This is a genomic window from Prevotella sp. HMSC073D09, from assembly GCF_001814145.1.
Lineage (GTDB): Bacteria > Bacteroidota > Bacteroidia > Bacteroidales > Bacteroidaceae > Prevotella > Prevotella conceptionensis.
The window spans coordinates 22049-48058 of sequence record NZ_KV815065.1; the positions used below are offsets into that span (position 1 = coordinate 22049).

Annotated in this window: 19 protein-coding genes; 16 read left to right on the forward strand and 3 right to left on the reverse strand. The window is 45.3% G+C overall.

Annotation, left to right across the window (positions count from 1 at the left end):
- Window positions 1-888 precede the first annotated feature (888 nt).
- The 11 genes from HMPREF2955_RS04055 (at window position 889) to HMPREF2955_RS04105 (ending at window position 11458) form a co-directional block, all read left to right on the forward strand.
- Window positions 889-2232, forward strand: coding sequence for an NAD(P)/FAD-dependent oxidoreductase (locus HMPREF2955_RS04055; protein WP_009229708.1), 1344 nt, complete (start codon window positions 889-891; stop codon window positions 2230-2232).
- A 148-nt stretch (window positions 2233-2380) separates the two neighbouring features.
- A complete protein-coding gene (lysS, locus tag HMPREF2955_RS04060) occupies window positions 2381-4111 on the forward strand; it encodes a lysine--tRNA ligase (RefSeq protein ID WP_070721271.1) in 1731 nt (576 codons plus the stop codon).
- A gap of 145 nt (window positions 4112-4256) precedes the next feature.
- On the forward strand, window positions 4257-5252 hold the full coding sequence (locus tag HMPREF2955_RS04065) for an NAD(P)H-dependent glycerol-3-phosphate dehydrogenase (RefSeq protein ID WP_019188372.1): 996 nt from the start codon (window positions 4257-4259) through the stop codon (window positions 5250-5252).
- Window positions 5253-5268: 16 nt separating this feature from the next.
- Window positions 5269-6108, forward strand: a complete 840-nt coding sequence (locus HMPREF2955_RS04070; protein WP_070721273.1) for a hypothetical protein — start codon at window positions 5269-5271, stop codon at window positions 6106-6108.
- A 43-nt stretch (window positions 6109-6151) separates the two neighbouring features.
- Window positions 6152-7501 (forward strand): glucose-6-phosphate isomerase, encoded by a 1350-nt coding sequence (locus HMPREF2955_RS04075; RefSeq protein WP_070721275.1) that lies wholly within the window; start codon window positions 6152-6154, stop codon window positions 7499-7501.
- 81 nt (window positions 7502-7582) lie between these two features.
- Window positions 7583-8338, forward strand: coding sequence for an inorganic diphosphatase (locus tag HMPREF2955_RS04080; RefSeq protein WP_070721361.1), 756 nt, complete (start codon window positions 7583-7585; stop codon window positions 8336-8338).
- Window positions 8331-8714, forward strand: a complete 384-nt coding sequence (locus HMPREF2955_RS04085; protein WP_246830063.1) for a DUF4180 domain-containing protein — start codon at window positions 8331-8333, stop codon at window positions 8712-8714. Before HMPREF2955_RS04080 ends, HMPREF2955_RS04085 begins: the two co-directional genes overlap by 8 nt.
- A 494-nt stretch (window positions 8715-9208) precedes the next feature.
- Window positions 9209-9679, forward strand: coding sequence for an RNA polymerase sigma factor (locus tag HMPREF2955_RS04090; RefSeq protein ID WP_070721276.1), 471 nt, complete (start codon window positions 9209-9211; stop codon window positions 9677-9679).
- Entirely contained in the window at window positions 9672-10121 is a 450-nt protein-coding gene (locus tag HMPREF2955_RS04095) for a hypothetical protein (RefSeq protein WP_070721278.1), read from the forward strand. Before HMPREF2955_RS04090 ends, HMPREF2955_RS04095 begins: the two co-directional genes overlap by 8 nt.
- Before the next feature lie 25 nt (window positions 10122-10146).
- Window positions 10147-10584, forward strand: a complete 438-nt coding sequence (locus HMPREF2955_RS04100) for a DUF6108 family protein (protein ID WP_070721280.1) — start codon at window positions 10147-10149, stop codon at window positions 10582-10584.
- A 10-nt stretch (window positions 10585-10594) separates the two neighbouring features.
- Window positions 10595-11458 (forward strand): hypothetical protein, encoded by an 864-nt coding sequence (locus tag HMPREF2955_RS04105; RefSeq protein ID WP_019188364.1) that lies wholly within the window; start codon window positions 10595-10597, stop codon window positions 11456-11458.
- A 1715-nt stretch (window positions 11459-13173) separates the two neighbouring features.
- Here the strand turns inward: HMPREF2955_RS04105 and HMPREF2955_RS04110 are convergent.
- The 3 genes from HMPREF2955_RS04110 to HMPREF2955_RS04120 form a co-directional block, all read right to left on the reverse strand.
- A complete protein-coding gene (locus HMPREF2955_RS04110; RefSeq protein WP_019188362.1) occupies window positions 13174-14871 on the reverse strand; it encodes a putative transporter in 1698 nt (565 codons plus the stop codon).
- A 54-nt stretch (window positions 14872-14925) separates the two neighbouring features.
- Complete coding sequence (locus tag HMPREF2955_RS04115) at window positions 14926-16689, reverse strand: DUF349 domain-containing protein (RefSeq protein ID WP_070721282.1); 1764 nt, start codon at window positions 16687-16689, stop codon at window positions 14926-14928.
- Between the two features lie 113 nt (window positions 16690-16802).
- Complete coding sequence (locus HMPREF2955_RS04120; protein ID WP_019188360.1) at window positions 16803-17729, reverse strand: magnesium transporter CorA family protein; 927 nt, start codon at window positions 17727-17729, stop codon at window positions 16803-16805.
- Window positions 17730-18381: 652 nt separating this feature from the next.
- On the opposite strand from HMPREF2955_RS04120, the gene HMPREF2955_RS04130 reads away from it, so the two are divergent.
- The 5 genes from HMPREF2955_RS04130 (at window position 18382) to thiL (ending at window position 25544) form a co-directional block, all read left to right on the forward strand.
- Window positions 18382-19941 carry a C10 family peptidase gene (locus HMPREF2955_RS04130; RefSeq protein ID WP_070721285.1) on the forward strand — a complete coding sequence of 520 codons (1560 nt, stop codon included), beginning with the start codon at window positions 18382-18384 and terminating at the stop codon, window positions 19939-19941.
- 659 nt (window positions 19942-20600) lie between these two features.
- Window positions 20601-22376 carry a signal peptide peptidase SppA gene (sppA, locus tag HMPREF2955_RS04135; protein ID WP_070721287.1) on the forward strand — a complete coding sequence of 592 codons (1776 nt, stop codon included), beginning with the start codon at window positions 20601-20603 and terminating at the stop codon, window positions 22374-22376.
- Window positions 22377-22384: 8 nt separating this feature from the next.
- A complete protein-coding gene (gene lpxK / locus HMPREF2955_RS04140; RefSeq protein ID WP_070721289.1) occupies window positions 22385-23563 on the forward strand; it encodes a tetraacyldisaccharide 4'-kinase in 1179 nt (392 codons plus the stop codon).
- A complete protein-coding gene (locus HMPREF2955_RS04145; protein ID WP_083317619.1) occupies window positions 23448-24257 on the forward strand; it encodes a purine-nucleoside phosphorylase in 810 nt (269 codons plus the stop codon). Before lpxK ends, HMPREF2955_RS04145 begins: the two co-directional genes overlap by 116 nt.
- A 213-nt stretch (window positions 24258-24470) precedes the next feature.
- Complete coding sequence (thiL, locus tag HMPREF2955_RS04150; RefSeq protein WP_009229690.1) at window positions 24471-25544, forward strand: thiamine-phosphate kinase; 1074 nt, start codon at window positions 24471-24473, stop codon at window positions 25542-25544.
- Window positions 25545-26010 lie beyond the last annotated feature (466 nt).

The window sequence follows — 26010 nt, forward strand, 5'->3', positions numbered from 1 at the left end:
TTTTGATGCAAAAAGGGGGTAGTTGTACATGCAGTCAAAATGAATTTTTATTTAGACAGACCGCCACTAACACCCCTTTTTAGGCTATTTGTAGCAAAATGAAGTGCGTTTTGGTGCTAAATGCAGTGCGTTTTGATGCTAAACGCAGTGCATTTTGGTGCTAAATGCAGTGCGTTTTGGTGCTAAACGCAAGGCGTTTTGGTGCTAAATGCAAGGCAAAATACGGCTAAACACAAGTCAAAAAGCATAAAAATACACAGCGATTGGTATAAATAAAACCTCTTTGAACCCTTAAAAGTAGGGCTAAAAAGGGCAAGATACCCATTAAAAAGTGGTTTTTTAGGGGCTAAAAGCGAGTTATTGGCCTTGAAAAATTACGAGCCGGCAACCAAACTAGAAAGGCAAAATGGTGCTAAATTCAGGGTTTGCACTTAAAAATAGACAAGACAAGAGACGTGAAAGGCTAGAATTAGTGGCTTTTTACCCACTTCATGACCTATATTTTCGCTAGAACGGAGTGAAAATTTGGGAGGTATTGTAAAATAAAAACAACAATTTAAGATTCTGAGTTGGTGAGTTAATGAATTTGTAAGTAGAAGAGTCGATTTATTCGGGAGTTGTTGGATTTCCGTGAGTTTATAACCCCGTGAGTACTCCGTAATATGGAGAGGAGTGTTTATCTTGTATTGACATCATGATGGCAACAAACTCCTCTCATTTTTTAGCAACATCAAAAGTAAATACGTCTTCATTTCCTGTTTCAAAGTTTTTATCGGTCGTCAATAACTTTTTTAAGGTTTACCAACTTCTTTTCCGCAATAAATTATGTAAATTTGCATGGTGGGCAAGCCCCACAAGAAAGATTGTTTTAGGTAAAATACAAAGAAAATGAGTTTAAATATAGCAAAAGACGGCCGCAAGCGGATTGTGATAGTTGGTGGTGGCTTTGGTGGTTTGCAGGTTGCAAACAAACTGAAAGGCACCGATTATCAAGTGATACTTATCGACAAGAACAATTATCACCAATTTCCACCGCTCATTTATCAGGTGGCATCGGCAGGAATGGAGGCCAGTTCCATATCGTTTCCTTTCCGCAGAAACTTTCAAAAGCACAAGAACTTTTATTACCGAATGGCCGAGTTGCGTGCCATCTTCCCCGAAAAAAAACTTATTCAGACCTCAATAGGGAAGGTGGAGTACGATTATTTGGTGTTGGCGGCTGGCACAACCACCAACTTCTTTGGCAATAAGAATGTTGAAGAGCAGGCCATGCCCATGAAAACAGTGGACGAGGCAATGGGCTTGCAAAACGCCATACTGTCGAACATCGAACGCGCCATAACCTGTGCCACGAAACAAGAACAGCAGGAGCTGCTTAATGTGGTGGTGGTTGGCGGCGGAGCAACGGGCGTTGAGATAGCAGGCGTGCTCTCTGAAATGAAACGTACCATCCTTCCACACGACTATCACGACCTAGACCCCAGCTTAATGAACATTTATCTCATCGAGGCTGGCAATAGATTGTTGTCGGCCATGTCGCCCGAATCGTCGTCGGCTGTGGAGAAATATCTGCGCGAAATGGGCGTAAACATCTTGCTTAACAAGATGGTGACCGACTATAAGGACCATAAGGTGATGCTGGCCGATGGCTCCTCGATATCTACGCGCACGTTTATTTGGGTGAGCGGCGTGGCAGGACAGCGCGTTGGAAACTTGGATGCCGGCCATTTAGGTCGTGGAAGGCGCATTAAGGTGGACACATTCAATCGGGTAGAAGGACTTGAAGACGTGTTCTGCATTGGCGACCAATGTATTGTTGAAGGCGATAAAGACTATCCCAATGGGCATCCGCAATTGGCACAAGTGGCCATTCAGCAGGGTAAAAACCTGGCTAAAAACCTGAAACGCATGGCAAAGGCAAAGCCGTTAAGCCCTTTCCGCTATAAAAACCTTGGCGCAATGGCCACCGTTGGTCGAAACAAAGCCGTGGCCGAGTTTGCTAAAATAAAGATGAAAGGCTTTGGGGCATGGTTCATGTGGCTTGTTGTGCACCTCCGTTCCATCTTAGGCGTACGCAATAAGATGGTGGTTTTGCTCAATTGGATGTGGAATTACTTTAACTATAATCAGTCGTTGCGCATGATTTTCTACCCCAAGAAGGCCAAAGAGATACGCGAAAGGGAAGAGCGCGAGGCCAAAACACATTGGGGAGAGGACCTGATGGAACAATAAAAACGTAAAGGAAGTGAGAGAAAAGCGCGCGCCAAATGGTGTGTTATAGAACGCCGAATGCCTCAAAGTCTAAAACTTAGGCGGACAGACGTTCACCCTTTCACTTTTTTTTCGTACTTTTGCAATCATAAAGCACATAGAAGAAAGTATGAACGTATTAGAACTAAGTGAGCAGGAGATAGTAAGAAGACAGAGCCTGCAAGAGTTGCGCGACTTGGGAATAGACCCTTATCCCGCAGCAGAGTATCCCACTGATGCTTTTTCAACCGACATAAGAGATAACTTTAAGGACGACGAGCAACGTGAAGTGTGCATTGCTGGTAGGATGATGACGCGCCGCGTGATGGGAAAGGCCAGCTTTATGGAGCTGCAAGACTCGAAAGGGCGCATACAGGTGTATGTTACGCGCGACGACATCTGCCCCGATGAAAACAAGGAATTGTACAATACGGTGTTCAAACGCTTGCTCGACATCGGCGACTTTGTAGGCGTACGTGGATTCGTGTTCCGCACACAGACGGGCGAAATATCGGTTCACGCCAAAGAACTCACGCTGTTGAGCAAGAGCATCAAGCCACTTCCCATCGTGAAGTATAAGGATGGAGTGGCCTACGACAAGTTCGACGACCCAGAATTGCGTTTCCGTCAACGTTATGTAGACCTCGTTGTGAACGAAGGCATCAAGGAAACCTTCTTAAAACGCGCAAAGGTAATTAGCACTATGCGCCAATTCTTCGACGAGGCAGGCTACACAGAGGTTGAAACACCTACGCTGCAAAGTATCGCGGGCGGTGCTACGGCGCGCCCATTCGTTACACATTTCAACGCGCTGAACCAAGAAATGTTCCTGCGTATCGCCACCGAGCTTTATCTAAAACGACTCATCGTTGGCGGATTTGAGGGTGTTTACGAAATAGGAAAGAACTTCCGAAACGAGGGTATGGACAGAACGCACAACCCAGAGTTCACGTTGATGGAGCTTTATGTGCAATATAAGGACTACAATTGGATGATGTCGTTCACCGAACGTCTGCTCGAAACCATCTGTGTGGCCGTTAATGGTAAGCCAGAAAGCGTGGTTGATGGGCAGGTTATCAGCTTTAAGGCTCCTTATCGCCGCTTACCCATACTCGATGCCATTAAGGAGAAGACGGGTTATGACCTTGATGGCAAGACGGAAGACGAGATTAGGCAGGTTTGCAAGGAACTGAAGCTAGACATAGACGAAACGATGGGCAAAGGAAAGCTTATCGATGAGATTTTCGGTGAGTTCTGCGAGGGTCAGTTTATTCAGCCAACCTTCATCACCGACTATCCAGTTGAGATGAGTCCGCTAACGAAGATGCACCGCTCTAAGCCTGGATTGACCGAACGTTTCGAACTGATGGTGAACGGAAAAGAGCTGGCTAACGCCTATTCAGAGCTTAACGACCCCATCGACCAAGAGGAACGTTTCGTTGAACAGATGAAACTTGCCGATAAGGGCGACGACGAGGCAATGATAATTGACAAGGACTTCCTTCGTTCTTTGCAATACGGCATGCCCCCAACGTCGGGTATCGGCATCGGTATAGACCGCCTCGTGATGCTTATGACGGGTCAAACTGCCATTCAAGAAGTGCTGCTCTTCCCGCAGATGCGTCCCGAAAAGAGTATTCCCAAGAGCACTACGGCCGAGTGGCAAGCACTAGGAGTGCCCGCCGAATGGGTGCCCGTGTTCAATAAAGCTGGCTATAACCTCATCTCTGACATAAAAGAGGTGAAGGCGCAAAAGCTGCAAATGGACGTTTGCAACGTAAACAAGAAATATAAACTAGGGTATGAGAACCCGAAGGTGGACGCCTTCCAAGCTTGGATAGACAAGGCCAACGAAGGCTAAATAACGGCTAGGGGTGAAAGGGAACGCGTAAGGCACAGGCCTTTGTTTTCCTTTCCGCCCTTTTGCCTTGTTATTTTTTGAGGTTCAAAAGGGCGATACTTGCCCACTCCTCGCTCCTTCTCACCTTTAACCCTTTCACTTAACCATGTTCAACTGCGGTAAAATAGCAATAGTGGGAGGTGGTAGCTGGGCTACTGCCATTGCCAAAATTGTGGTGCGACACACGCATCACATCGGCTGGTATATGCGCCGCGACGACCGTATAGACGACTTTAAGCGCTTGGGACACAACCCAGCCTACTTGATGAGCGTTCATTTTAACGTAGACGAGATTTACTTTTCGAGCGACATCAACAAGATTGTAGAGAACTACGACACACTTGTGTTTGTTACGCCCTCACCTTATTTGAAGAGTCATCTCAAAAAGTTGAAGACGCGTTTGCACGATAAGTTCGTGGTTACGGCCATTAAGGGACTTGTGTCTGACGACAATTTGCTTTGCTCCGAGTTCTTCCATCAGGTGTACGACGTGCCTTACGCCAATATTGCTTGCATCGGCGGTCCGTCTCATGCCGAAGAAGTAGCCCTCGAAAGGTTGTCTTATCTTACCGTAGGCTGTGCCGACAGAGAGAAAGCGCAAGCCTTCACCGAGATTTTAAGCAGCGATTTCATCAAGACAAAGACCAGTCAGGATGTCGTGGGCATTGAATATTCGTCGGTGTTGAAGAATGTTTACGCCATTGCCGCAGGCATTTGTAGCGGTTTGAAGTATGGCGACAACTTCCAAGCTGTGCTCATGTCTAACGCAGTTCAAGAGATGTCGCGTTTCCTTTCGGCGGTACATCCGCTCGAACGCAGTGTTTACGACAGTGTTTATCTCGGCGATTTGCTGGTTACAGGCTACTCTAATTTTTCGCGAAACCGTACCTTTGGCACAATGATTGGCAAAGGATATAGCGTTAAAAGCGCGCAAATAGAAATGGAAATGATTGCCGAAGGTTATTTCGGCACGAAGTGTATGAAGGAAACTAACAGACATCTGCACGTGAACATGCCCATTCTCGATGCTGTATATAATATATTGTACGAGAAAATTTCGCCACAAGTGGAGATAAAGTTGCTTACTGATAGCTTTAGATAATCAAACACCACACGATATGAAAAAGACTATTCTTATCTTGATGTCCTTTCTTTGCACCTTGATAGCCGATGCGAAAAAGAACGTAACCAGCCTTCCTTCACCCGAAACATTGGCTGCCATCAATGACAGCATCATCAAGGAAGGACATCAATTGTATCTATTTGAAAAACTGAATTGGGAACTCACCGATCTCTTTCTTGCACATCATGGAAGGGAAGAGATAGGTGGGCAAATGACATACAAGGCCAAAGACGGCACCATCATTGCCTTTTTTTGCGACAAATCAATGAAAAACAGCTTATATGAGTTAAGGAGCGAGAAGTCATCTCCAAAGTTTATCGCTGTTGATTCTGTTCGTCCGCTTACTCAAGAAGAAAAAGAACTTGTTGTGAGGAAAGATGTCTTGGTTGCCAAAATGGGGACATTGGCAGATAGTATCAAAGGCGTTTCACCTGAGTTCGGACAGTTTAACGCTGATATCATTCGCATTAACGACAATATAACACGGTTATATCTGCTGACAGGAACGGTAAAACCGGGCATTATTCCCTTTGGAAATGATTACAGTTTCGACTTTACCAACGACAATCGTCTTGTCGCTTTCCGCCGTTATCACCGTTCATTAATTCCAACACAAACCAACCATAACGGTAAGACTGTAGTATCCACAATTCATTCTCACCTTAAAGATAACCCCTATATCACTGCGACAGACATTTGTAACTTTCTTCTTTACGGGCGAGATATTGCTGGTATGAAGTCGTTTTATGTTTATAGCACAGCTTGTGAATGCCTCTTCGCTTATTGGGATGGTGATAAACCAGTCATTAAGATTGAGGAAATACCAAAGGAATAGGTTGCAATAATAAGATAAACGTAGAATTTAAAAGATAAATACAATGAAACGTATTCAATTAGACATCACCAAAGCCGCCCAATTTCTTAGTGAGGGCGCAGTGAAAGCCTACGAGCCGAAAGTGAAAGCGGCACAAGAGGCTCTGGAAAATGGCACTTGTCCTGGTAACGATTTTTTGGGTTGGCTGCATTTGCCCAGCTCCATCACACCCCAATTTCTCGACGAGGTGCAGGCTGTTGCCAACACCTTGCGTGAGAAATGCGAAGTAATCGTTGTGGCAGGTATCGGTGGCAGCTACCTCGGTGCACGTGCCATAATCGAGGCTTTGGGAAATTCGTTCGCATGGCTTGTGGGCGATAAGACAAATCCCACCATTGTTTTCGCAGGAAACAACATCGGCGAAGACTATCTTTTTGAACTTTCCGAGTATCTAAAAGATAAGCGCTTCGGTGTGATCAACATCTCGAAGTCGGGTACTACCACCGAGACGGCTCTCGCATTCCGTCTACTTAAAAAGCAATGCGAAGAACAACGCGGTAAGGCGGAGGCCAAAGACGTTATCGTGGCCATTACAGATGCCAAACGTGGAGCTGCAAGAGCTGCCGCCGACAAAGAAGGTTATAAGACCTTTGTGATACCCGACAATGTGGGTGGACGTTTCTCGGTGTTGACACCTGTTGGCCTATTGCCCATCGCTTGCGCAGGTTTCGACATTAAGGCATTGGTTAATGGTGCCGCCGATATGGAGAAAGCCACAGCCCCCAGCGTTCCCTTTGCTGAGAACATCGCTGCCCAATACGCTGCCGTGCGCAACGCATTGTACACCGAAAAGGGAAAGAAAATCGAGATAATGGTGAACTATCAGCCCAAATTGCACTTCATTGCCGAGTGGTGGAAACAACTTTACGGCGAAAGCGAAGGTAAGGAACACAAGGGCATTTTCCCCGCATCGTGTGACTTTACCACCGACCTACACTCTATGGGACAGTGGATTCAGGAAGGCGAACGCAGTATTTTCGAAACCGTAATAAGCGTGGAACAGCCTGCAAAGAAACTGTTGTTCCCCAACGATGACGAGAATCTAGACGGTTTGAACTTCCTTGCTGGCAAGCGTGTTGACGAGGTTAACAAGATGGCCGAGTTGGGAACACTGCTCGCTCACGTAGATGGTGGCGTGCCAAATATCCGCATCAGCGTGCCCGAACTGAACGAATATTACATCGGACAATTGATTTATTTCTTCGAAATAGGTTGTGGCATCAGCGGAAACGTGCTTGGTGTAAATCCGTTTAACCAGCCAGGCGTAGAGGCTTACAAGAAAAACATGTTTGCCTTACTAGACAAACCAGGTTACGAGGCCGAGAGCAAGGCTATAAAAGAACGTCTGAAATAAATTCTTTAATATGCGAAACGCCTCTTCGCCTGCAAAAACGAAGAGGCGTTTTGCTTGCTTTTATATTCGCAAATGAACAATATGTATGCTCCCACTTCGCCCTGTCTGCCTTTTGGACACGAACAAGAAGTGAAGTCTTATTTGGAAAATCGCGGTTTCGATAGCTTTCAACCGCAAGCCGTGCTATTCGATATGGATGGCGTGTTGTACGATTCCATGCCCAATCACGCCCGTTGCTGGCAAGAGGCTATGGCAAAATTTGGACTGAAAATGACGGCTGCCGACGTGTATGCTACCGAAGGAATGCGCGGCGTAGAAACCATTAGGCTGATGGTGAAGGCACAACAGGGACGTGACATAACGGAAGACGAGGCGCAAATGATGTATGATGAGAAAGCGCGACTCTTCGGACTGCTACCCAAAGCACCCATCATGGAGGGTGTTTTAGAGTTGATGGAGAAGATAAAGGCGGCTGGCATGTGCATCGTTGTGGTTACCGGGAGTGGTCAGCTACCGCTGATTGAGCGTTTGCAACATGATTTTAAGGGCTTTGTTACGGCCGATAAGATTGTCTCGGCTTATGATGTGACGCGTGGAAAACCAGCTCCCGACCCTTATCTGATGGGCTTGCAAAAAGCCGGAAACTTACAACCCTGGCAAGGAATTGTGGTAGAAAATGCGCCAATGGGTGTGCGAGCAGGTGTGGCTGCAAAGATATTTACGATTGCCGTTAATAGCGGACCCTTGCCAAATGCAACTTTGGCTGGAGAAGGAGCAAACATCGTGTTCGACAGGATGACGCAATTACGTGATACATGGATGAGTAACCATGACTGATTTTAGCTTCATATCGCATACCATAGGCAAGGCGATGGTGGCCGAAGTTGCCGCCAACAATATGCTTTTTACTGTCCCCGAAGATGCAAACGACCTTTTGGGAAATGCCTATTATCAAGGTTTCGATGGCATGATCATCTCTGCCGACAAAATTTCGCCACGCTTTTTCGACCTCAAAACGAGGTTGGCTGGCGAGATTTTGCAAAAGTTCTCCACCTTTCGGATGCGTTTGGCCATCGTTGGCAACTTCTCTACCTTTACCAGCGAAAGCCTTAAAAGTTTCATTTACGAAAGCAATCGTGGTAACCTAATACACTTTTCGCCAACCACAGCCGATGCCGTAGCTTGGTTTGAAAATCAGTTTTGTCATCGTTAAGAATTACTTCGTAGCGAAACATACCTTGATACCTCTGCGCAAACCTATACGTTCAAAAGAGCCGCCATTGATTATCTATTAGTTGCCGGTCCTAAAACTCTCTTACGGTGGGGGAGGTTACAGAGGCCTCACTATATTATTTGGAAACCACAAAGTTTGCTATTTTAAACCACCAAGTAACTGATGTGCACAAACATCGTGAGTTCTGTGATAGAATGCCATGTTTATGTAACATTACATGCCTATCATTGTTGCTTTGTTTACAGACCACAAAGTCCTATAATGTGTGTTTAGCTTGTAATCCATTATATGTTAGGGCGTTAAGTCTTGTCACCTAGTAAGCACATATAGGCTGTTCTAATCCTTAACGCTTACCGAAGTATGAGCGATGAAAAGTCTCAAATCTCTTATTTTTGATTTAATGAAAGAAAAACGCATTTGTGTGTCACAAAATTCAAAGCCCTGCGTACTATAAGTAAATAACAGAACATCAGATGACCGTCGACGAATATAAAGAAGAAGTGGAACGCAACCGACCGCGCATGCTTTCCGTTGCTCGCAGCTATCTAAAAGCTGGCGAAGAGGCGGAGGATGTTGTGCAGGACGTGCTGCTGAAACTCTGGCAATTGCTCGACAAGTTGCGTATTCCCATGGGGCCTTTAGCTTTGGTGCTGGTGAGAAACCGCTGTATCGATTGTTTACGGCGACTCCAAACCACCATTGCACTTCCCGAAAATGTGGCGGAAAGCGAACCAACATGCGACGAACGCTATGAAAAGGTAATGCAGCTTGTTGACAAACTGCCCACGATGCAGCAGACAATCATGCGGCTTCGCCACATGGAGGGTATGGAAATGTGTGAGATTGCAGCACTCACGGGAAGTAACGAAACGGCTGTCAGAAAGGCGTTGAGCCGTGCACGACAGGCCATCAAACAGCAATTAAAACAACAAAGCAATGAATAAGGACGATGAAATCAGAATTTTAGTGGCTCGTTTCATGGAGGGTGACACCACACTTGAGGAAGAGGGCAAGCTTTATCGCTATTTTTCTGGCGATGAGGTGTCGGACGACTTGCTACCGATGCGCGAATATTTTCGCTCAATTGCAACCATGCGTACACCCAACCATCGGCGACATAAAAGGCTACCTGTGCTGCATGGCCTGCTTTCACGCCCATTGTTCATCGGCATAGCTGCCTCGGTTGCTTTGCTTGTTGTGGTTGGGGTGGGCGGTATGTTGTGGCAACCAGAACCACAGGACTATTGCGAGGCCTACATCTACAATAGGCATGTGACTGCCCCCGCCACCGTAATGGAAGAGGTAGATGAGACGCTGCAAGCCATTAGTCAGGATGGCGAATTAAATGTTGATGGTCAGTTGCACGACATTTTCGGAAAGCAATAAATGGAATAAGATTAAATACATCGTTATGAAACTTCGTTTTTTCTTAACAGCTATCGTGGCGTTTCTTGCCTTTGAGGCTCATGCTCAGCAAGGTTTGAACGTTAATGCGCTCTTTCAAGGTAAAGTGGTGCCCCACGAAGAGATGGTAGACGTCAGGGTGAAAGGCCGTGCCATCAGCAAATACAAGCTTGATTTCTATCGCAGTATTCGTTTCAATGCCACCGAACAGCAACGAAAAGTGGTAGACGATTTGGTTGACAGCGACTGCAAAACGGCCATGGGAACGGAACAAACCACCCGAAACGGCACGACAACCCTTATCATGACGTTACCCAAACAGGGCAACATGAACCGCTACCTGTGCTACATCACCTGCCGAAAGGGGCGAACGACCGTGATTACTGTGGTCTATATGGAAGGCAAAGTGGAAAGTATTGCCGAACTCAGAAAACTAATACATTAAAGATATAGTTATGGAAAAGATCTTAGTTTGCATGGCATTGACCTTTAACCTGGCTGCCAAAGCTACACCGTCAGACAACGACACAGTGGTTGTTGAACGGCCCCAGAAAGTGAGAATCATCACTGGCGACTCTGTACAAAGCGTAGAAGTGTGGGGCAAAGAGGGAAATCAAACTTTTCACTATGTGAGCAATATCCAGCTTGTTGACAGCAATTACGTGAGTACTTCGACCATCAACGACGACACATGGAGCTTCTCTATTGCTGGTTTCAGTAAGCCACGGAGGAAAAAATCCAGGACAGAGTGCACCACTCACTTCGTTGTTGGTTTCAACAACGCTGTGGGAATGCCGACAGGTGCCGACATTCAGCCCTTCAAATCATGGGAATTGTGGTGGATTGTGACCGATTGGACCTACCGCCCGTGGCGAAACAATCACTTTCTTTCAATGGGATTGGGGCTCGATTGGAGAAATTATCGCATGACTGATGACCTGCGTTTCGTGAAAGATAATCGGTCGGTTGCCCTCGACACTTACCCCACAGGCAGTAGTCCTCAGTTCTCTCGCATCAAGGTATTCAGCATCAATCTTCCAATTCGCTATGGTTACGAAGGCAAATGGTTTGGTTTCAGCCTCGGCCCAGTAATCAATTTCAACACTTATGGTAGCCTAAAAACACGCTACGAAAAGGATGGTCATGAGTTGAAAGATGTAGACAAAGATGTACGCATCACTCCGGTAACCGTTGATTTCATGGGTACATTCTCTATTCGCGGTGTTCCTGATTTCTATTTTAAATATAGTCCTTGCAACTTGTTGCGCGATGGCTATGGACCTAAGTTCAGAACCTTGTCGTTCGGACTAATGTTCTAGCACATGGATATGTAGTAATAAGGTGAAAACTAGATCAGTTTTCACCTTATCTATTTGTCGTCCATTTCTGCCTTTTCCAATTAGTGCAACTGGGTAAACCAAAATAATGGTTGCGTATGCGCGCATGTTGCCATCAATCGGATTAACAAACTGTCAACAGAATTGCTCAGTAAGTAACGTGTTGCCTAGAAAGATGGGACGTGCAAGGTTGAAGAACAAAACAGTATAAGTTAATGGTGAAGAACCGCTTGTAACCCATTAAGCGGCAATGAAAATGGGATTTTCCCGAAATCCAAGGCCGCATGCATGGACGTTTTGATGTTCTGAATGTGTCAAAAGATTATGCTGCTGTCCGCTAAAAGATTTAAAACAGCAAATAGGGTGTTCAGGTTGCCAGCAAACAGAAAAGTCGGTTTCACCTCTCACCACAAATAAGCCCCTTTCTGTTCTACACAAGCGAGATATTGCGGGCAACAGGTTGGGTTTAAAGGCGCAACTGGGTGAAACGTGAACGCCATACACGTTTCGTTGCTCTATATCATTACCTCAGTAATGACTTAAACTTGTTTGCATCATTACACCCATCATGTTTAGTCTTATCGCTTATGCCGAGAGATAGATGTCGGCCCTATCTCCGAAATCGTCTGTTTGCGATATGTTAATACGGTAAATATATTTTACAAAACATAGTCTTCGGCCGAACCTTTCTAGAAGAAAATAACCGCTAAATGCCACATAAAATGCGGCCAAACGATGAAATTTCAGCTATTTTTGAGTGCTTATCCCCTCCGATTTTGGTCATTTACTATGCTTTTGCATTTCTATTTGAAGAAAAATTCCCCAAAATTTGCATCCGCAATCACAAGAAAATGGTGCTTAATCGCTAGTTATTGCAAAGCATTTTGCACCAAAACGCAATGCAATATGCACCAAAACGCAATGCAATATGCACCAAAACGCATTGCAACATGCACCAAAACGCAGTGCTATATGCACCAAAACGCAGAGTAATATGTACCAAAACGCGAGGTAAAATGCTGCAGAATGCAGCAAAAAGCCATTAAAAGCACCATTTTAAGGGATATTTATAGGAATTTTGAACATTTTGAATGAGAAATTACTTGGTGGCGTTTGGTTGATCACTTCATATCGTTTTGCACCCCTAGTACATGCTAAGAAGCATGTTTTTGGGCCTTATTTATCGTAAAAATCGATAAATAAAGAGGTTACAAACTTTAAAAATACGCGTGAAAATCCGACCGATGCCTGGAAATTTTACGGCGTGGGCACTCATAATGTTAAAATTTGGTACAAATGTTTTACAGTCTTGTGGGCGTTATTCTGAGCCAATGTATGACTTTGTTGAATTTAATCCTTGTGCCACCAAAAGAACACTTACATAGAAGAGCTTTCGGGAAGAATGACAGTTTGAAAGGGAGCTTACTTTTCGAAAACGAAATCCGCAAAGCCTATTGATGGGCATTATGGATAGAGGAACTGAGCCGATTTGAAGTTTAGCGGACAGCAACAGACAAGCTACCACTGCTATCGAAGAAACGGCCCCGATGAATTTATCCCGAATTGGCGAAAGCTATGTAAGGCAGCTACGGCTCATTAATGAAAAAGCCTGCAACCAAAGAAGTTGGTTGCAGGCTTTTATTAGCTATAAATGTAGGACTCTTTCGCCCAAACGATGTCGCTATACAACTTTAAATTTATCCGCAGAAGAAAAGTACAATGAGCTGCGCCGTGAAAATACGCAAGAACATACTTAGCGGATAAACCGTGGAGTAGCCAATACCAGGTGCCTCGCGCGAGCAAATCTGGTTGGCGTATGCCAATGCGGGTGGGTCTGTACAGGTGCCAGCAAGCATTCCCATGATGGTGAAGTAATTAAACTTGTATACCAATCGGGTGATTGTGCCGACGATGAGGATGGGAATAACTGTTATGATGAAACCAGTGTACACATATTTAATTCCATCACCTTGTATAACAGTGTCCCAGAAATGCGCACCCGCCTTTATTCCAACGCTTGCAAGGAAAAGTGCCAAGCCTATTTCTCGAAGCATGAGGTTAGCTGATGTGGTTGTGTAGGTTATCAGCTTGAATTTATAACCGAAACGCCCAATAAGAATGGCGATAACCAACGGACCGCCAGCGATACCCAACTTGAGGGCGGCAGGGATGCCTTGGATGTGCAAAGGAATGCTTCCGAAAAGTATTCCCACGATGATGCCAATGAAGATTGTGGCCACATTGGGGGCATCCAAACGGCGAGCAGAGTTGCCAAGCACTTCGGCTACGCGGTCAACATGGTCTTCGGGACCGACAGCTACCACGCGGTCGCCGATTTGGAAACGGTGGCTTGGACTAGCAAAGAGGTTCATGCCTTGGCGAGTAATACGCGTGATGTTAACGCCATATACGCTAGTAAAGTGCATTTCGCGCAGCAATTTGCCATTGATGGCGGGGCGGGTAACCACAATGCGCTTAGAAACAAGGGGCTGTTCCTTATCTTCGTAAGCCCATTCTTCTGGTAGCTTTTCGCCGATAAACACCTGAATGGCCTCCGCATCGCTCTCTGCGCAGACAATAAGTGCTTCGTCGCCTACCGAGAACACAGTATCTTGCTGAGGAATGACCACTTTCCCATCGTGATACAATCTGGTGCATACCATATCGCGGTTTAGAAACTCGGAGATTTGGCCAAGCGTTCGTCCGTCAAGATACGAATTGTTCACCCTCACGTGCATGATATGTGGTTTGGCGTGTGGGTCTTCGTTTTCTTGTTCTGCGAGTTTTTCCTCTTCCTCTTGCAGGTCAACACGGCAGATGTACCTAACGGCTATAGTTGCACCGATGATGCCGAGCACACCCAAAGGATAGGCACACGCATACCCCGAAGCTATTTGCGGTAGACCATTGGGGAACGATTTCTCCATACTTGATAGGGCTTCGTTGGCTGCACCAAGACCAGGCGTGTTCGTTACTGCACCCGAAAGCGTTCCAACCATCATGGGGAGCGCATTGACGTCCGTAGTGTCGAAGAAGATGAAGTAGCAGGCAAACATCACAGCTACGTTCAACAAGATAAGGCTCACAGAAAGTAAGTTGAGCTTGATGCCGCCTTTCTTGAAACTTTCGAAGAAACCAGGGCCGACCTGCAAACCAATACAGAAGACAAAGAGGATAAGCCCAAAGTCTTGCATAAAGGTTAAAATGTTAATTGGAGCTGTGAACTTGATGTGTCCGGCAAGGATACCAACAAACAAAACGAAAGTTACTCCGAGCGATATTCCGCCAATTTTCACTTTTCCGAGTAACACACCGCCTGCAATGACGACTGAGTAGAGCAACACAATGTGCGCCACCGAGTCGTTGGTGTTAAAAAGAGCAATTAACCAGTCCATTTTTTTCGAGGATAGGGTTGTTTTTAATAGTTAAACATGTTGTTTGAGTGCAATTTAATCTTGTTCTTGTTGGTCGATGGCTTTTATCTTTTGGCGAACAAGTTCCAAGTCGTCTTTAAGTCTCGTCACTTTCCTGTTCATCTCGTCAACAAGACTGTTACCTTTCTTGCTTTTGGCGGTAAGGAAACCCAGGTTGTTCTCGTAAGTCTGGATTTCAGACTTCAAAGCCTCATACCGACGCATCAACTTGCCACGTTCGGTGTCAACCACGTCGGCACCTTTCTTTGCAAGGTTCTTCAAGTTGCTCTTAAAGTCGTCTAGTTTCTGGCTGGCAACCGAAATGTTCAGTTCCTTGTAAAGCTTGTCTACCGTATCGTGGAAATGTGCGTAAACCTTATCTTTCTCGTTGAAAGGCACATGGCCGATGGCGTTGTATTCTTCTATCAGTTGCTTGATGGCTTCAGCGGCATTGTCTGGCGTTGTTCCCATCATCTCTTTCAGCTTTGCGATAACAGCTTTCTTCTTGCTTAGGTTCTCGCGCTCTTCGCCTCTGGTACCAGCATGAGCTGCATTGCGGGCCTCGAAAAAGTGATTGCAGGCCGTGATAAAGTCGTTCCAAAGTTTATCGCCAAGCTTTCTGGGTACCATGCCAATGGTTTTCCATTCCTTTTGTAGGGCAATAAGCTTGTCGGCAGTAGACTTCCAATCTGTGCTTTCAGACAGTTGGCGTGCCTTTTCCACCAGCTCTTTCTTCTTTTCAGCGTTTTGCGCGTACTTCTCTTTCATGGCTTTGAAGAAGTCTGCCTTACGCGAGAAGAATACATCGCATGCAGTTCTGAAACGTTCGAATATCTTCACGTTCATCTTTTGCGGAGCAAACCCGATGGTTTTCCATTCAGCTTGTATGTCGATTATCTCCTTTGTACGTTTTTCCCAGTCGGCAGCACCTTTGTTTTCTGCTGCAACGATGGTTTCCACCTTTTCGCAAAGAGCAGTCTTTTTAGCAAGATTTTCCTCTTCGTTGGCGCGCATCTCTTCGAAATGTTGTTGGTGGCGCTTGTTTATTACCGTAGAGGCAGCCTTGAAACGTGCCCATATCTGCTCGCGTAGTTCTTTGGAAACAGGGCCTATTTCCCTATATTCCTGATGCAATTCTTGTAGTTGGTGGAATGCGCTGATGATGTCTTTCTCATCAGCTAAGCGCTCTGCGTTCTCACAAAGCCTCTCTTTCAACTCCAAGTTTTTCTTGAAGTCGTATTCTCTTGCCTCGTTGTTAAGTTTAAGCAAGTCGTAGAATTGCTCAACATAGAGTTGATAATTGCGCCACAATTCGTTGGCTTTATCTGCTGGAACGGCCTTGATTTCTTTCCATTGCTGTTGCAAATCCTTAAATGCCTGATACGACTTGTTGGCTTCATCTGGCGATGTAGCCATAGCTTTTATCTTCTCTATGATTTCTGTTTTCTTCTGGAGGTTTTCTTGTTTTTCTTGTTCTTGTTCCAGAAAGAGTTTCGCCCTTCTTTCTTTTATAACGCCCATCTGTGCTTTGAACGCCTCTTCAATGGGGTCGGGCGACACTTGATAGGCATCAGGGTCGCCGCCATTCTCCAAATATGCTTTTTGTTCGGCATCGCGTTCAGCAATGTGCAGTTTGTAGAATGTGGTTTTAAGGTTATCTATTTCCTCTTTGTCTGGTGTCTCGTTCTCGGCTACAATCTCTGTTGCTCGCCTTAGAATTTCTTCTTTAGACTTATAGGTCTTTTTGCTAGTATCGTCTGCTGCGTTCTCTAGCAGGGCTTTCTCTTGAGAGTCCATCATTTATTATGATTTAGTTGATTATAACAATTACACGTTGGTTGATTGCGGTGCAAACTTAAATAAAAAAGTCGAAAGCACCTAATTTTAGTACATCTTTTTTTACTATTCTACTTTTAAAGCAAACGTTTCGCTCGCAAAATCCACCACGACAGCCCCGAAACAAGGAACGAGAGGATGATGGCCACGGCAAATCCCCACTTGCTTTGCTCCATTCCGTTGATGAGGTTCATTCCGAAAAGCGAGGCGATGAGTGTGGGAAACATCATAATGATGCTCACCGAGGTTAGTGTACGCATCACTGTATTCATGTTGTTGTTGATGATGCTCGAATAAGTGTCCATTGTAGATTCGAGAATGTCCGAATATATGCTTGTCGTTTCTCTTGCCTGAGTCATCTCGATGTTTACATCCTCGATGAGGTCGGCATCCAGTTCGTCCACTTGCAGTTTGAATTTTAGTTTCGACAGTAGGTTTTCGTTACCGCGAATGGAAGTGTTGAAATAGGTAAGCGAATCTTGTAAGCGGCTCAGTCCGATTAGCGACTCGTTGTTTACGTCTTGGTCTAGGTTATGTTTTGCTTTCTCTATGAGGATGTTTATTTGTTTAAGGCGTTTTAGATACCACACGGCGGACGAGAGAAAGAGACGGAATATCATGTCTACATGGTCGGTGAATCCCGCTCCTCGTTTCTGCTGATAGCTTACGAAGTCTATCATCATATTGGTTTCGTAATAACAGACAGTGATGGTTACGTCGCGTTTGTGAATGATACCCAAGGGGACGGTGGTGTATGGCGTTCGCGAACGTATCTCCTTAACGTATGGTATGCGAAGGATGATGAGCATCCAGCCGTCGTCGTATTCGTAACGGGCGCGCTCGTCGGTGTCGCTGATGTCTGAAAGGAAATAGTCGGGAATGTTAAAACGTTCTTCAAGAAGGGCTTGGTCTTCTTCTGTTGGACACGTAACCTGTATCCAGCAATTGGGTTGCCACTCGTCAATGACCTTTAATGCAGAATTGAAATTCCAATATGTTCTCATAATGCTAATCTTCAAATAAAACGGAGCAGAAGATTAGCCTGTTTGAGCTTAACCTCCTACAAAAAAGATAAATCTATCCGAATGATAATCGTCCATGTATTGGGTGTTATTATTTCTATGGTGCAAAGGTAATTAAAAATAAGGAAACAACGATTGGGTTTTCTTAAAAAACTTTATCGTAAATGGTTTGTTTGCATGAAGAGGGGCATGTCAGGCTCAATGGTATGGAATTTAATTGTCAATTCATTTTCAATGAGGTTTTTGTTTTTAATATATTTCAGGCTTACTTTACCTAACCTACACCTTATATTATAAGAGGCTGTAGAAAGAGTAGGAGTTAAAGGCCTAACAAACGTGATAGGTAACAATAAATGACACGTTTTTCAGAAATGTTCTTGCCATTTGAAAATCAAGTCTTTCCACCTCTCATCTATGTGCCACGGAATAACAGGAAAATAATAGCTAAATAAATGTGAATTGCAAAATAAATACACGACAAAGTTTGTAAAGAATAAAACTTTTCCATATCTTTGCATCAACTAATATCTGAAAGGCAGTGCCCCATGAAACGCGCCCAATAAGGGAATAGAAGGCCATGAACATCAATAGAGGGGAAACAACGCCTTGATAACATCTATTTGTACCGTGCATCATGAAAAATAATAACATCAAGAAGGCATATTGCCTCATTGCATTTTTGGTTCATTTCACCTGTGCCAATGCAGTACAGGTGAGCCAAGGAGCAGCGTTCGACATTGCAAGTAAATACTTTAAAAAGCCCGAACTCGTAACAAGAAGTACCTTAAAGCCTGAGGGTGACCCCGCATTCTATATATTCACCAACAGCGGGCACAAGGGGTTTGTTATCGTTTCGGGCGAAAGCGACCTGCCTCCAATATTGGGATATGGCAATCGGTTCACGCCAAACGAGGCCAGGCTGCCCGACTATTTCTATTCGTTGCTGCGCCATTACGAGCTGTTGGTAATGGCATATCGCTGCAACAGGGTTGGATTTTCAAAGTCTGCGCTAAATGTGAAGAAAGAAATAAAGCCGCTCTTGTCGTGTACTTGGAATCAAGAAATGCCTTTCAAACTCCATACTCCAAAAGAAAACAACGTGAACATGCCAACTGGCTGTGTTGCAACAGCAGTTTCCCAACTGATGTACTACAACAAATGGCCGACTAAACGTCCGCCAAAGTTTGTTGATCAGTCAGGAACGAATGCCCAAAAGAGTAGTGTTTATCTGTGGAATGAGATAAAAGACAATAGCACACAGATGGGCGAGGTGGGCAAAGATGCCGTTGGCGTGCTGCTAAGCGACGTGGGGAAGGCTGTAAACATGAAGTACGAAGCCAAAGGAAGCATATCTAACATGCAGTGGGCATTAGATGCCTTGCGCAAGAATTTTGACTATTCAGTGAAACATATTAGTAAGGAATACATGCCCAAAGGGATGTTTTATGAACTTGTAATTAACGAATTGGCCAATGGCTACCCCGTACTCATTGGCGAAAGCAGTCATTCGTTCTTGCTCGATGGCATCGACAAGCAAGGCTACATCCACGTAAATTGGGGGTGGGCAGGCGAAAACGATGGCTGGTTCGACTTTGCCACGCTCTACACTCCACTCGACGACGAAGTCTTTGGCACCGATATCTTCGCCTTGGAAATGGAGGCTGTGCTGGCTCATCCTAAGACTGGACGCCATGTTCAATTTAAAAACATTAGGGGATTGGAGGCACAAGCTGTTGATGCATTTAAGTTCTTACAGCACGAGGTACCCAGAAACTTCCCCATCCAAGCCTGCTTGAAGAATATCGGTACATACAACGAAAGCAATGGCGACCTAGGTCTCTTTACAGGTAAGGTGGGATTGGCGGTATATGATATGAAAGGTAAGCTGATTAAAGTTGTGGAATTTAAGGACCCGGCCCTGCAATGGTCGAGCATGTTCATCACCAAGGATCTTCGGTTTAACAACATTAACCTTGCCGAACTGCCCAATGGCACGTACACGGTGAAACCTGTCTCCAACGAATTGGTGGCCAAACCCGATAAGTTTTCTGGCTGGCAACCCATTGCTTACAGCAACACACAAACGCTTGTGGTTTCTAAAAACAAGGTGAGTGTTGAGTCGTATGAATGGAAAGACAAACGCATGGACTATACATTTAACGCAAATACAAGGCTAAGCGCTAAGGAAAAATAAGTTTGAAGGCTTGCAGTTGTTGTGAATATCTTTATCCACCGCCGAATAATATGGTCGAAAAACGTTCGTCAGCCTACCACGTCACACCATGTACAAGGTGTGGTGGTGAGCGGACGATGCTACTTTTGGGTACGTCCTGTTTTCACTTGGTCGTGTCAATTTTCGTTTCTCATAGCAGGAAATGCGCGTTTTCTAACCTTTGCAATGGCCAGACAAACATTGGCTTTGTACGTAGGGTATAACGAAAACGCGCCTTCCTTGGTTTAAGAATTAATTCTCCATGTCGGGCCAACTGCTCTAAGCATTTCCCAATTGGTTGTCCTGTATAATGAATAACTCATTATTTGGCATTAGGTTATCCCGCATTCTTCATACACACGCTATTATACCTACCGCAAGGATAACATTCACAATCTAACAAAAGCGCTCTTACTTATCGCCTCCATTAGAGAGTTGTCTTGGAATGGTTTTTATCTTGAACCCCTTAAAAAACACTAAAAAGATGATGCCTTTCGCTGTAAAATCAATAACTTTGCACAATAGCGCATACAAACACCACCATCAAGGCAATTATGCGCGTATCGCGGCGTGCTGAACGATAACGCGCAAGACCTTGCACGATGGTGCAACTTTCACATAACCTATTATATCATTGCTGTATGAAAGATTTCTTAAAATCCGCACTTGCATCCGCCCTCGGAGTGCTTATTTTCTGTCTCTGTTGTTTTGCTTTCATGATAATGAGCATCATTGGCATGATTGCTTCGGCCGACACTGAGACAAAACTGAAAGACAATTCCGTATTGACAATCAACCTTTCTGGTACCATCAGCGAGATGGCTGCCCCAGACGTGTTGGGCTTTTTATCGGGCAACACCATCGAAAACAATGCGCTGAACGACATGTTGCTGGCCATCAGAAAAGCAAAAAACAATGACGACATAAAAGGAATATACCTTGAAGCAGGGCCATTGGCCGCAGGATTCTCCACGCTGCAAGAGTTGCGCGACGCCTTAGCCGACTTTAAGAAGAGCGGCAAATGGATTGTTGCCTATGGCGACACCTACACCCAAGGTTGCTATTACGTGGCTTCCGTGGCCAACCACATTTTCCTTAACCCACAAGGACAGGTAGATTGGCACGGATTGTCTTCGCAACCCTATTACATTAAGGACCTCGCCGCCAAGTTCGGCGTGAAATACCAAGTTGCGAAGGTGGGCACATTTAAGAGTGCAACGGAGATGTTCACCGAAACGAAGATGAGCGATGCCAACCGCCTGCAAGTATCTATGTATCTCAATGGACTATGGGCCAATGTTTGTAAGGCCGTTTCCGAGAGTAGGAAGATAAGTATTCCCGCACTTAACACATACGCTGACGAATATCAATTGTTTGCCGATGCACAAAGCCTTGTAAAGAAACGTTTTGTAGACAAATTGCTTTATGCCGACCAGGTGAAAGGCGAAGTGAAGAAACTGCTTGGCATCGATGCCGACAAAAGCATCAACCAAGTAGGCGTTACGGCGATGTGCAATGTGTCACAAGATGCTGACACCGACGACGGGACCATCGCCATCTACTACGCTGAGGGCGATATTGTACAAATTGCACCTGGGGGAATGTTCAATAACAATACAAGTATTGTATCGAAAGACATTTGCAAAAGCCTTGAAGACCTCAAAAATGATGACGACATCAAGGCCGTGGTGCTGCGCGTTAACTCGCCTGGCGGCGACGCATACGCCTCTGAACAGATTTGGCATCAAGTTACCGAACTGCGTAAGAAGAAACCCGTTGTCGTGTCGATGGGCGATTATGCAGCCTCTGGAGGTTATTATATGAGTTGTGGAGCCAACTGGATTGTGGCCGAACCTAACACGTTAACTGGCAGTATCGGTATCTTTGGGGTGTTCCCCGACCTTAGTGGACTAGTTACCGAAAAGCTTGGAGTGAAGTTCGACGAGGTGAAGACCAACGCCAACAGCGCTTTTGGCAACGTTGCTGCACGTCCTTTCAGTGCAGCAGAGATGGCTATGCTCCAAGGTTATATCAATCGTGGCTATGCAACTTTCCTTAATCGCGTGTCGCAAGGAAGGAAAATGTCTGTTGCCAACTTAGATAAGATTGCCCAAGGGCGTGTGTGGTTAGGTATAGATGCCTTAAAAAATAAACTTGTAGACCAGCTGGGTGGAATTAAAGATGCGGTAGAAAAGGCCGCACAATTAGCTAAAATTAAGGATTATGGCGTGTCTGAATATCCAGCGCCAGCTAGTTGGCAAGACCAATTGTTCAACAGTGTGGTTCCCCGCAACACACTGGACGAGCAATTACGACTAACTCTTGGTGCCGCTTACGAGCCTTTCATGCTCATTCGCAAAATTAATCAGCGCGAAGCCATACAAGCTCGTTTGCCTTTGGAACTTAACATCAGATAAAAATAAACATGAGGACAGAAGGCGATTTCATCAAAATCCACGAATGGCTCACGCCTTTAAGCTGGCTCTATGGGTTAGGCGTAGGGTTTCGTAACCTGCTGTTTAGACTTGGTGTGCTCAAGTCCAGAGCGTTCGATATACCCGTAATATCGGTGGGTAACATCACCGTTGGCGGTTCAGGCAAAACCCCACACGTGGAATATCTTGTGTCGCTACTGCTGGATAAGATGAAAGTTGCCGTTCTCTCGCGAGGATATAAGCGAAAGAGTAAGGGTTATGTGCTGGCCAGCAACGAAAGCACGATGTCGCAAATTGGCGATGAACCCTACCAAATGAAGCAGAAATTCCCGGCACTGTATGTGGCCGTAGATAAGAAAAGAACGCGAGGCATAGACAGGTTAACGAGTGATGAACAAACAAAAGACGTTGATGTGATATTGTTAGACGATGCTTACCAGCACCGTTACGTTAAGCCAGGGGTGAACATACTCCTTGTAGACTATCACCGACTCATCATCTATGACAAGCTTTTACCTGCTGGGTGCTTGCGCGAACCACAAGAAGGCAAGTCGAGAGCCGACATTGTGATTATCACCAAATGCCCCAAAGACCTGCGACCAATGGAGTATCGGGTGCTGATGAAAGCCCTAGACCTCTATCCTTATCAGTCGCTCTACTTCACCACATTGGTGTACGACGACCTAAAACCTGTATACGGAGAGGGTTCCATTGCACTGAACAGCTTGCCAAAAGCATGCAATGTGTTGCTGCTCACAGGCATTGCATCGCCCAAACAAATGCAAACCGACTTAGCAGTGTACAAATTCAACCTGCACCAGCTTGCTTTTCCCGACCATCATAACTTCTCAAAAAAGGATGTTCGCACCATTAACAACAAGTTCGCCGAACTTCCTTCGCCAAAGATAATTATCACCACAGAGAAAGATGCATCGCGCATCAAGTTCATAGAAGGATTCGAACAAGAAGTTAAGGATAACATGTACGCCTTGCCAGTACGCATCCAATTTATGCTGGAACAGGAGGAAAGCTTTAACAATAAAATTATAAACTATGTACGAAAAAATTCAAGAAACAGCATCCTGGTTAAAACAAAGGATGACAACAAGTCCCAAAACGGCAATCATTCTCGGAACGGGGCTGGGCCAATTAGCTTCAGAAATAACTGACAAATACGAGTTCCCCTACAACGAAATACCTAATTTTCCCGTTTCCACTGTCGAAGGACATGCAGGAAAACTTATCTTTGGCAAGCTGGGTGGCAAGGACATCATGGCTATGGAAGGGCGTTTCCACTTCTATGAAGGTTACGATATGAAGGAAGTTACGTTCCCCGAACGTGTGATGTACGAGCTAGGTATCGAGACACTCTTCGTTTCTAACGCATCGGGTGGCATGAATCCCAACTTCGTTATCGGCGATTTGATGATTATCGACGACCATATCAACTTCTTCCCAGAACATCCTTTGCGTGGAAAGAATTTCCCAACTGGCCCGCGTTTCCCCGATATGCACGAGGCTTACGACAAGCAGTTGCGCGACTTGGCCGACCAGATAGCCAAAGAAAAGGGCATCAGGGTTGTGCACGGCGTTTACGTTGGTGTGTCGGGTCCAACCTTCGAAACGCCTGCTGAGTACAAGATGTACCACAGATTGGGAGGCGATGCCGTTGGCATGAGTACCGTTCCCGAAGTTATTGTGGCACGTCATTGCGGCATTAAGGTGTTTGGAATGAGCATCATCACCGACCTAGGACTGGAAGACCAGCCCGTGGAAGTAAGCCACGAAGAGGTTCAGGTGGCCGCTAACAAGGCACAGCCGCTGATGACAGAGATAATGAGAGAAATTATTAAGCGTAGCTAAGGATTATAGTTAAAATCCAATATCGATGGAATAGGGTGGGGAGGCATTGTCTTTAGCACAAACTTTGTGGCAATCGAGATGCCGTCCCACTCAGTATAGCAAACACCAGAATATGGTGTTTGTGCTGCCATATTGCCAGCCAAAACAAAGCGATTGCTTTTGTAAATACAAGTAAGAGCTGACATTCACACCCCTTGAAACAAATAACAGACAATGACAGAAATATCCGCGCTTGGTGAGTTTGGACTGATAAAGCGCCTAACAAAAGACCTCAAAACCAACAACGACGCAACCCTATATGGCGTGGGCGACGATTGTGCCGTGTTGCATTATCCCGATAGCGAGGTGCTTGTCAGCACCGACATGTTGATGGAAGGCGTGCATTTCGACCTCACTTACATCGACATGTACCACTTAGGGTTCAAGTCGGCACAAGTAAACATCAGCGACATCTTCGCCATGAACGGCACTCCTCGCCAACTCATCGTAAGCTTGGCGCTAAGCAAACGCTTTAAGGTGGAAGACCTTGAAGAGTTTTACGCAGGATTGCGCGCTGCTTGCGAACAATGGAAGGTAGATATTGTTGGCGGCGATACCACATCGTCTTATACGGGTTTAGCCATCAGCATCACTTGTATCGGCGAATCTCCGAGAAATGAAATTGTTTACCGCAACGGCGCAAAAGACACCGACTTGATATGTGTGTCTGGCGATTTAGGAGCGGCTTACATGGGCTTACAACTTCTCGAAAGGGAGAAAACCGTATATTACCAACAAGTAGACGAGGCCAGAAAGAAGAACGACCAACTGGCTCTACAACAGCTAAAAGCCTTCCAACCCGACTTCGCCGGTAAGGAATATCTCTTGCAAAGACAATTAAGGCCAGAGGCCAGAGGCGACATCATTAAGCGATTGCGCGAAGCTAATATCAAGCCTACCGCGATGATGGACATTTCTGATGGGCTTAGTAGCGAGCTATTGCATATCTGCGACCAAAGTAACTGTGGGTGTAGGGTTTTCGAAAAGAACATCCCCATCGACTATCAAACAGCGGTGATGGCCGAAGAGATGAATATGAACGTAACCACTTGCGCCATGAATGGTGGCGAAGACTATGAGTTGCTGTTCACCGTTCCCATTGGCGACCATTCCAAAATCGAGCAAATGGAAGGTGTTAAACTCATTGGACATATCACAAAGCCCGAGTTTGGTAAACAGCTTGTCGCTCGCGATGGTACCGAGTTCGAGATAACAGCCCAAGGTTGGAACCCTTTACAAGGGCAATAGGTCTCTAAGGCATCCCGTATGCCATTCTCTGATGAGAACAAAAGCTTTGAAATACAATTTTCAAACAGCAGGACTACCATTTGCATTCCATGTGATGGTGCTTCTTATTAAGCTCCCGATTTCACGATGAAATCGGGAGTTTTTGTTATATCCCATAGCAAGTGTGCCTTGTTCTAGTGGGTTTGTTCAGGTCGTTGCCTATGCGCGTACATACACACATGATTGTTTTTTTGTCTAGTTTTTAGTAAGAAATTTAACATTAAGAGTGCCCTTTTTGTCTACCAATCGTCCACCTTGGCGCAAAAAATCGATTCTCGCGAAAGTTGGTTTTGATGCAAAAAGGGGGTAGCATGTGCATACGACAAAATGAATATTTATTTCAAGAAACCGCCATTTGCACCCATTTTGGGGCTATTAGCGGCTAAATGTACCGCAATATGCCGCTAAATGCAGTGCGTTTTGGTGC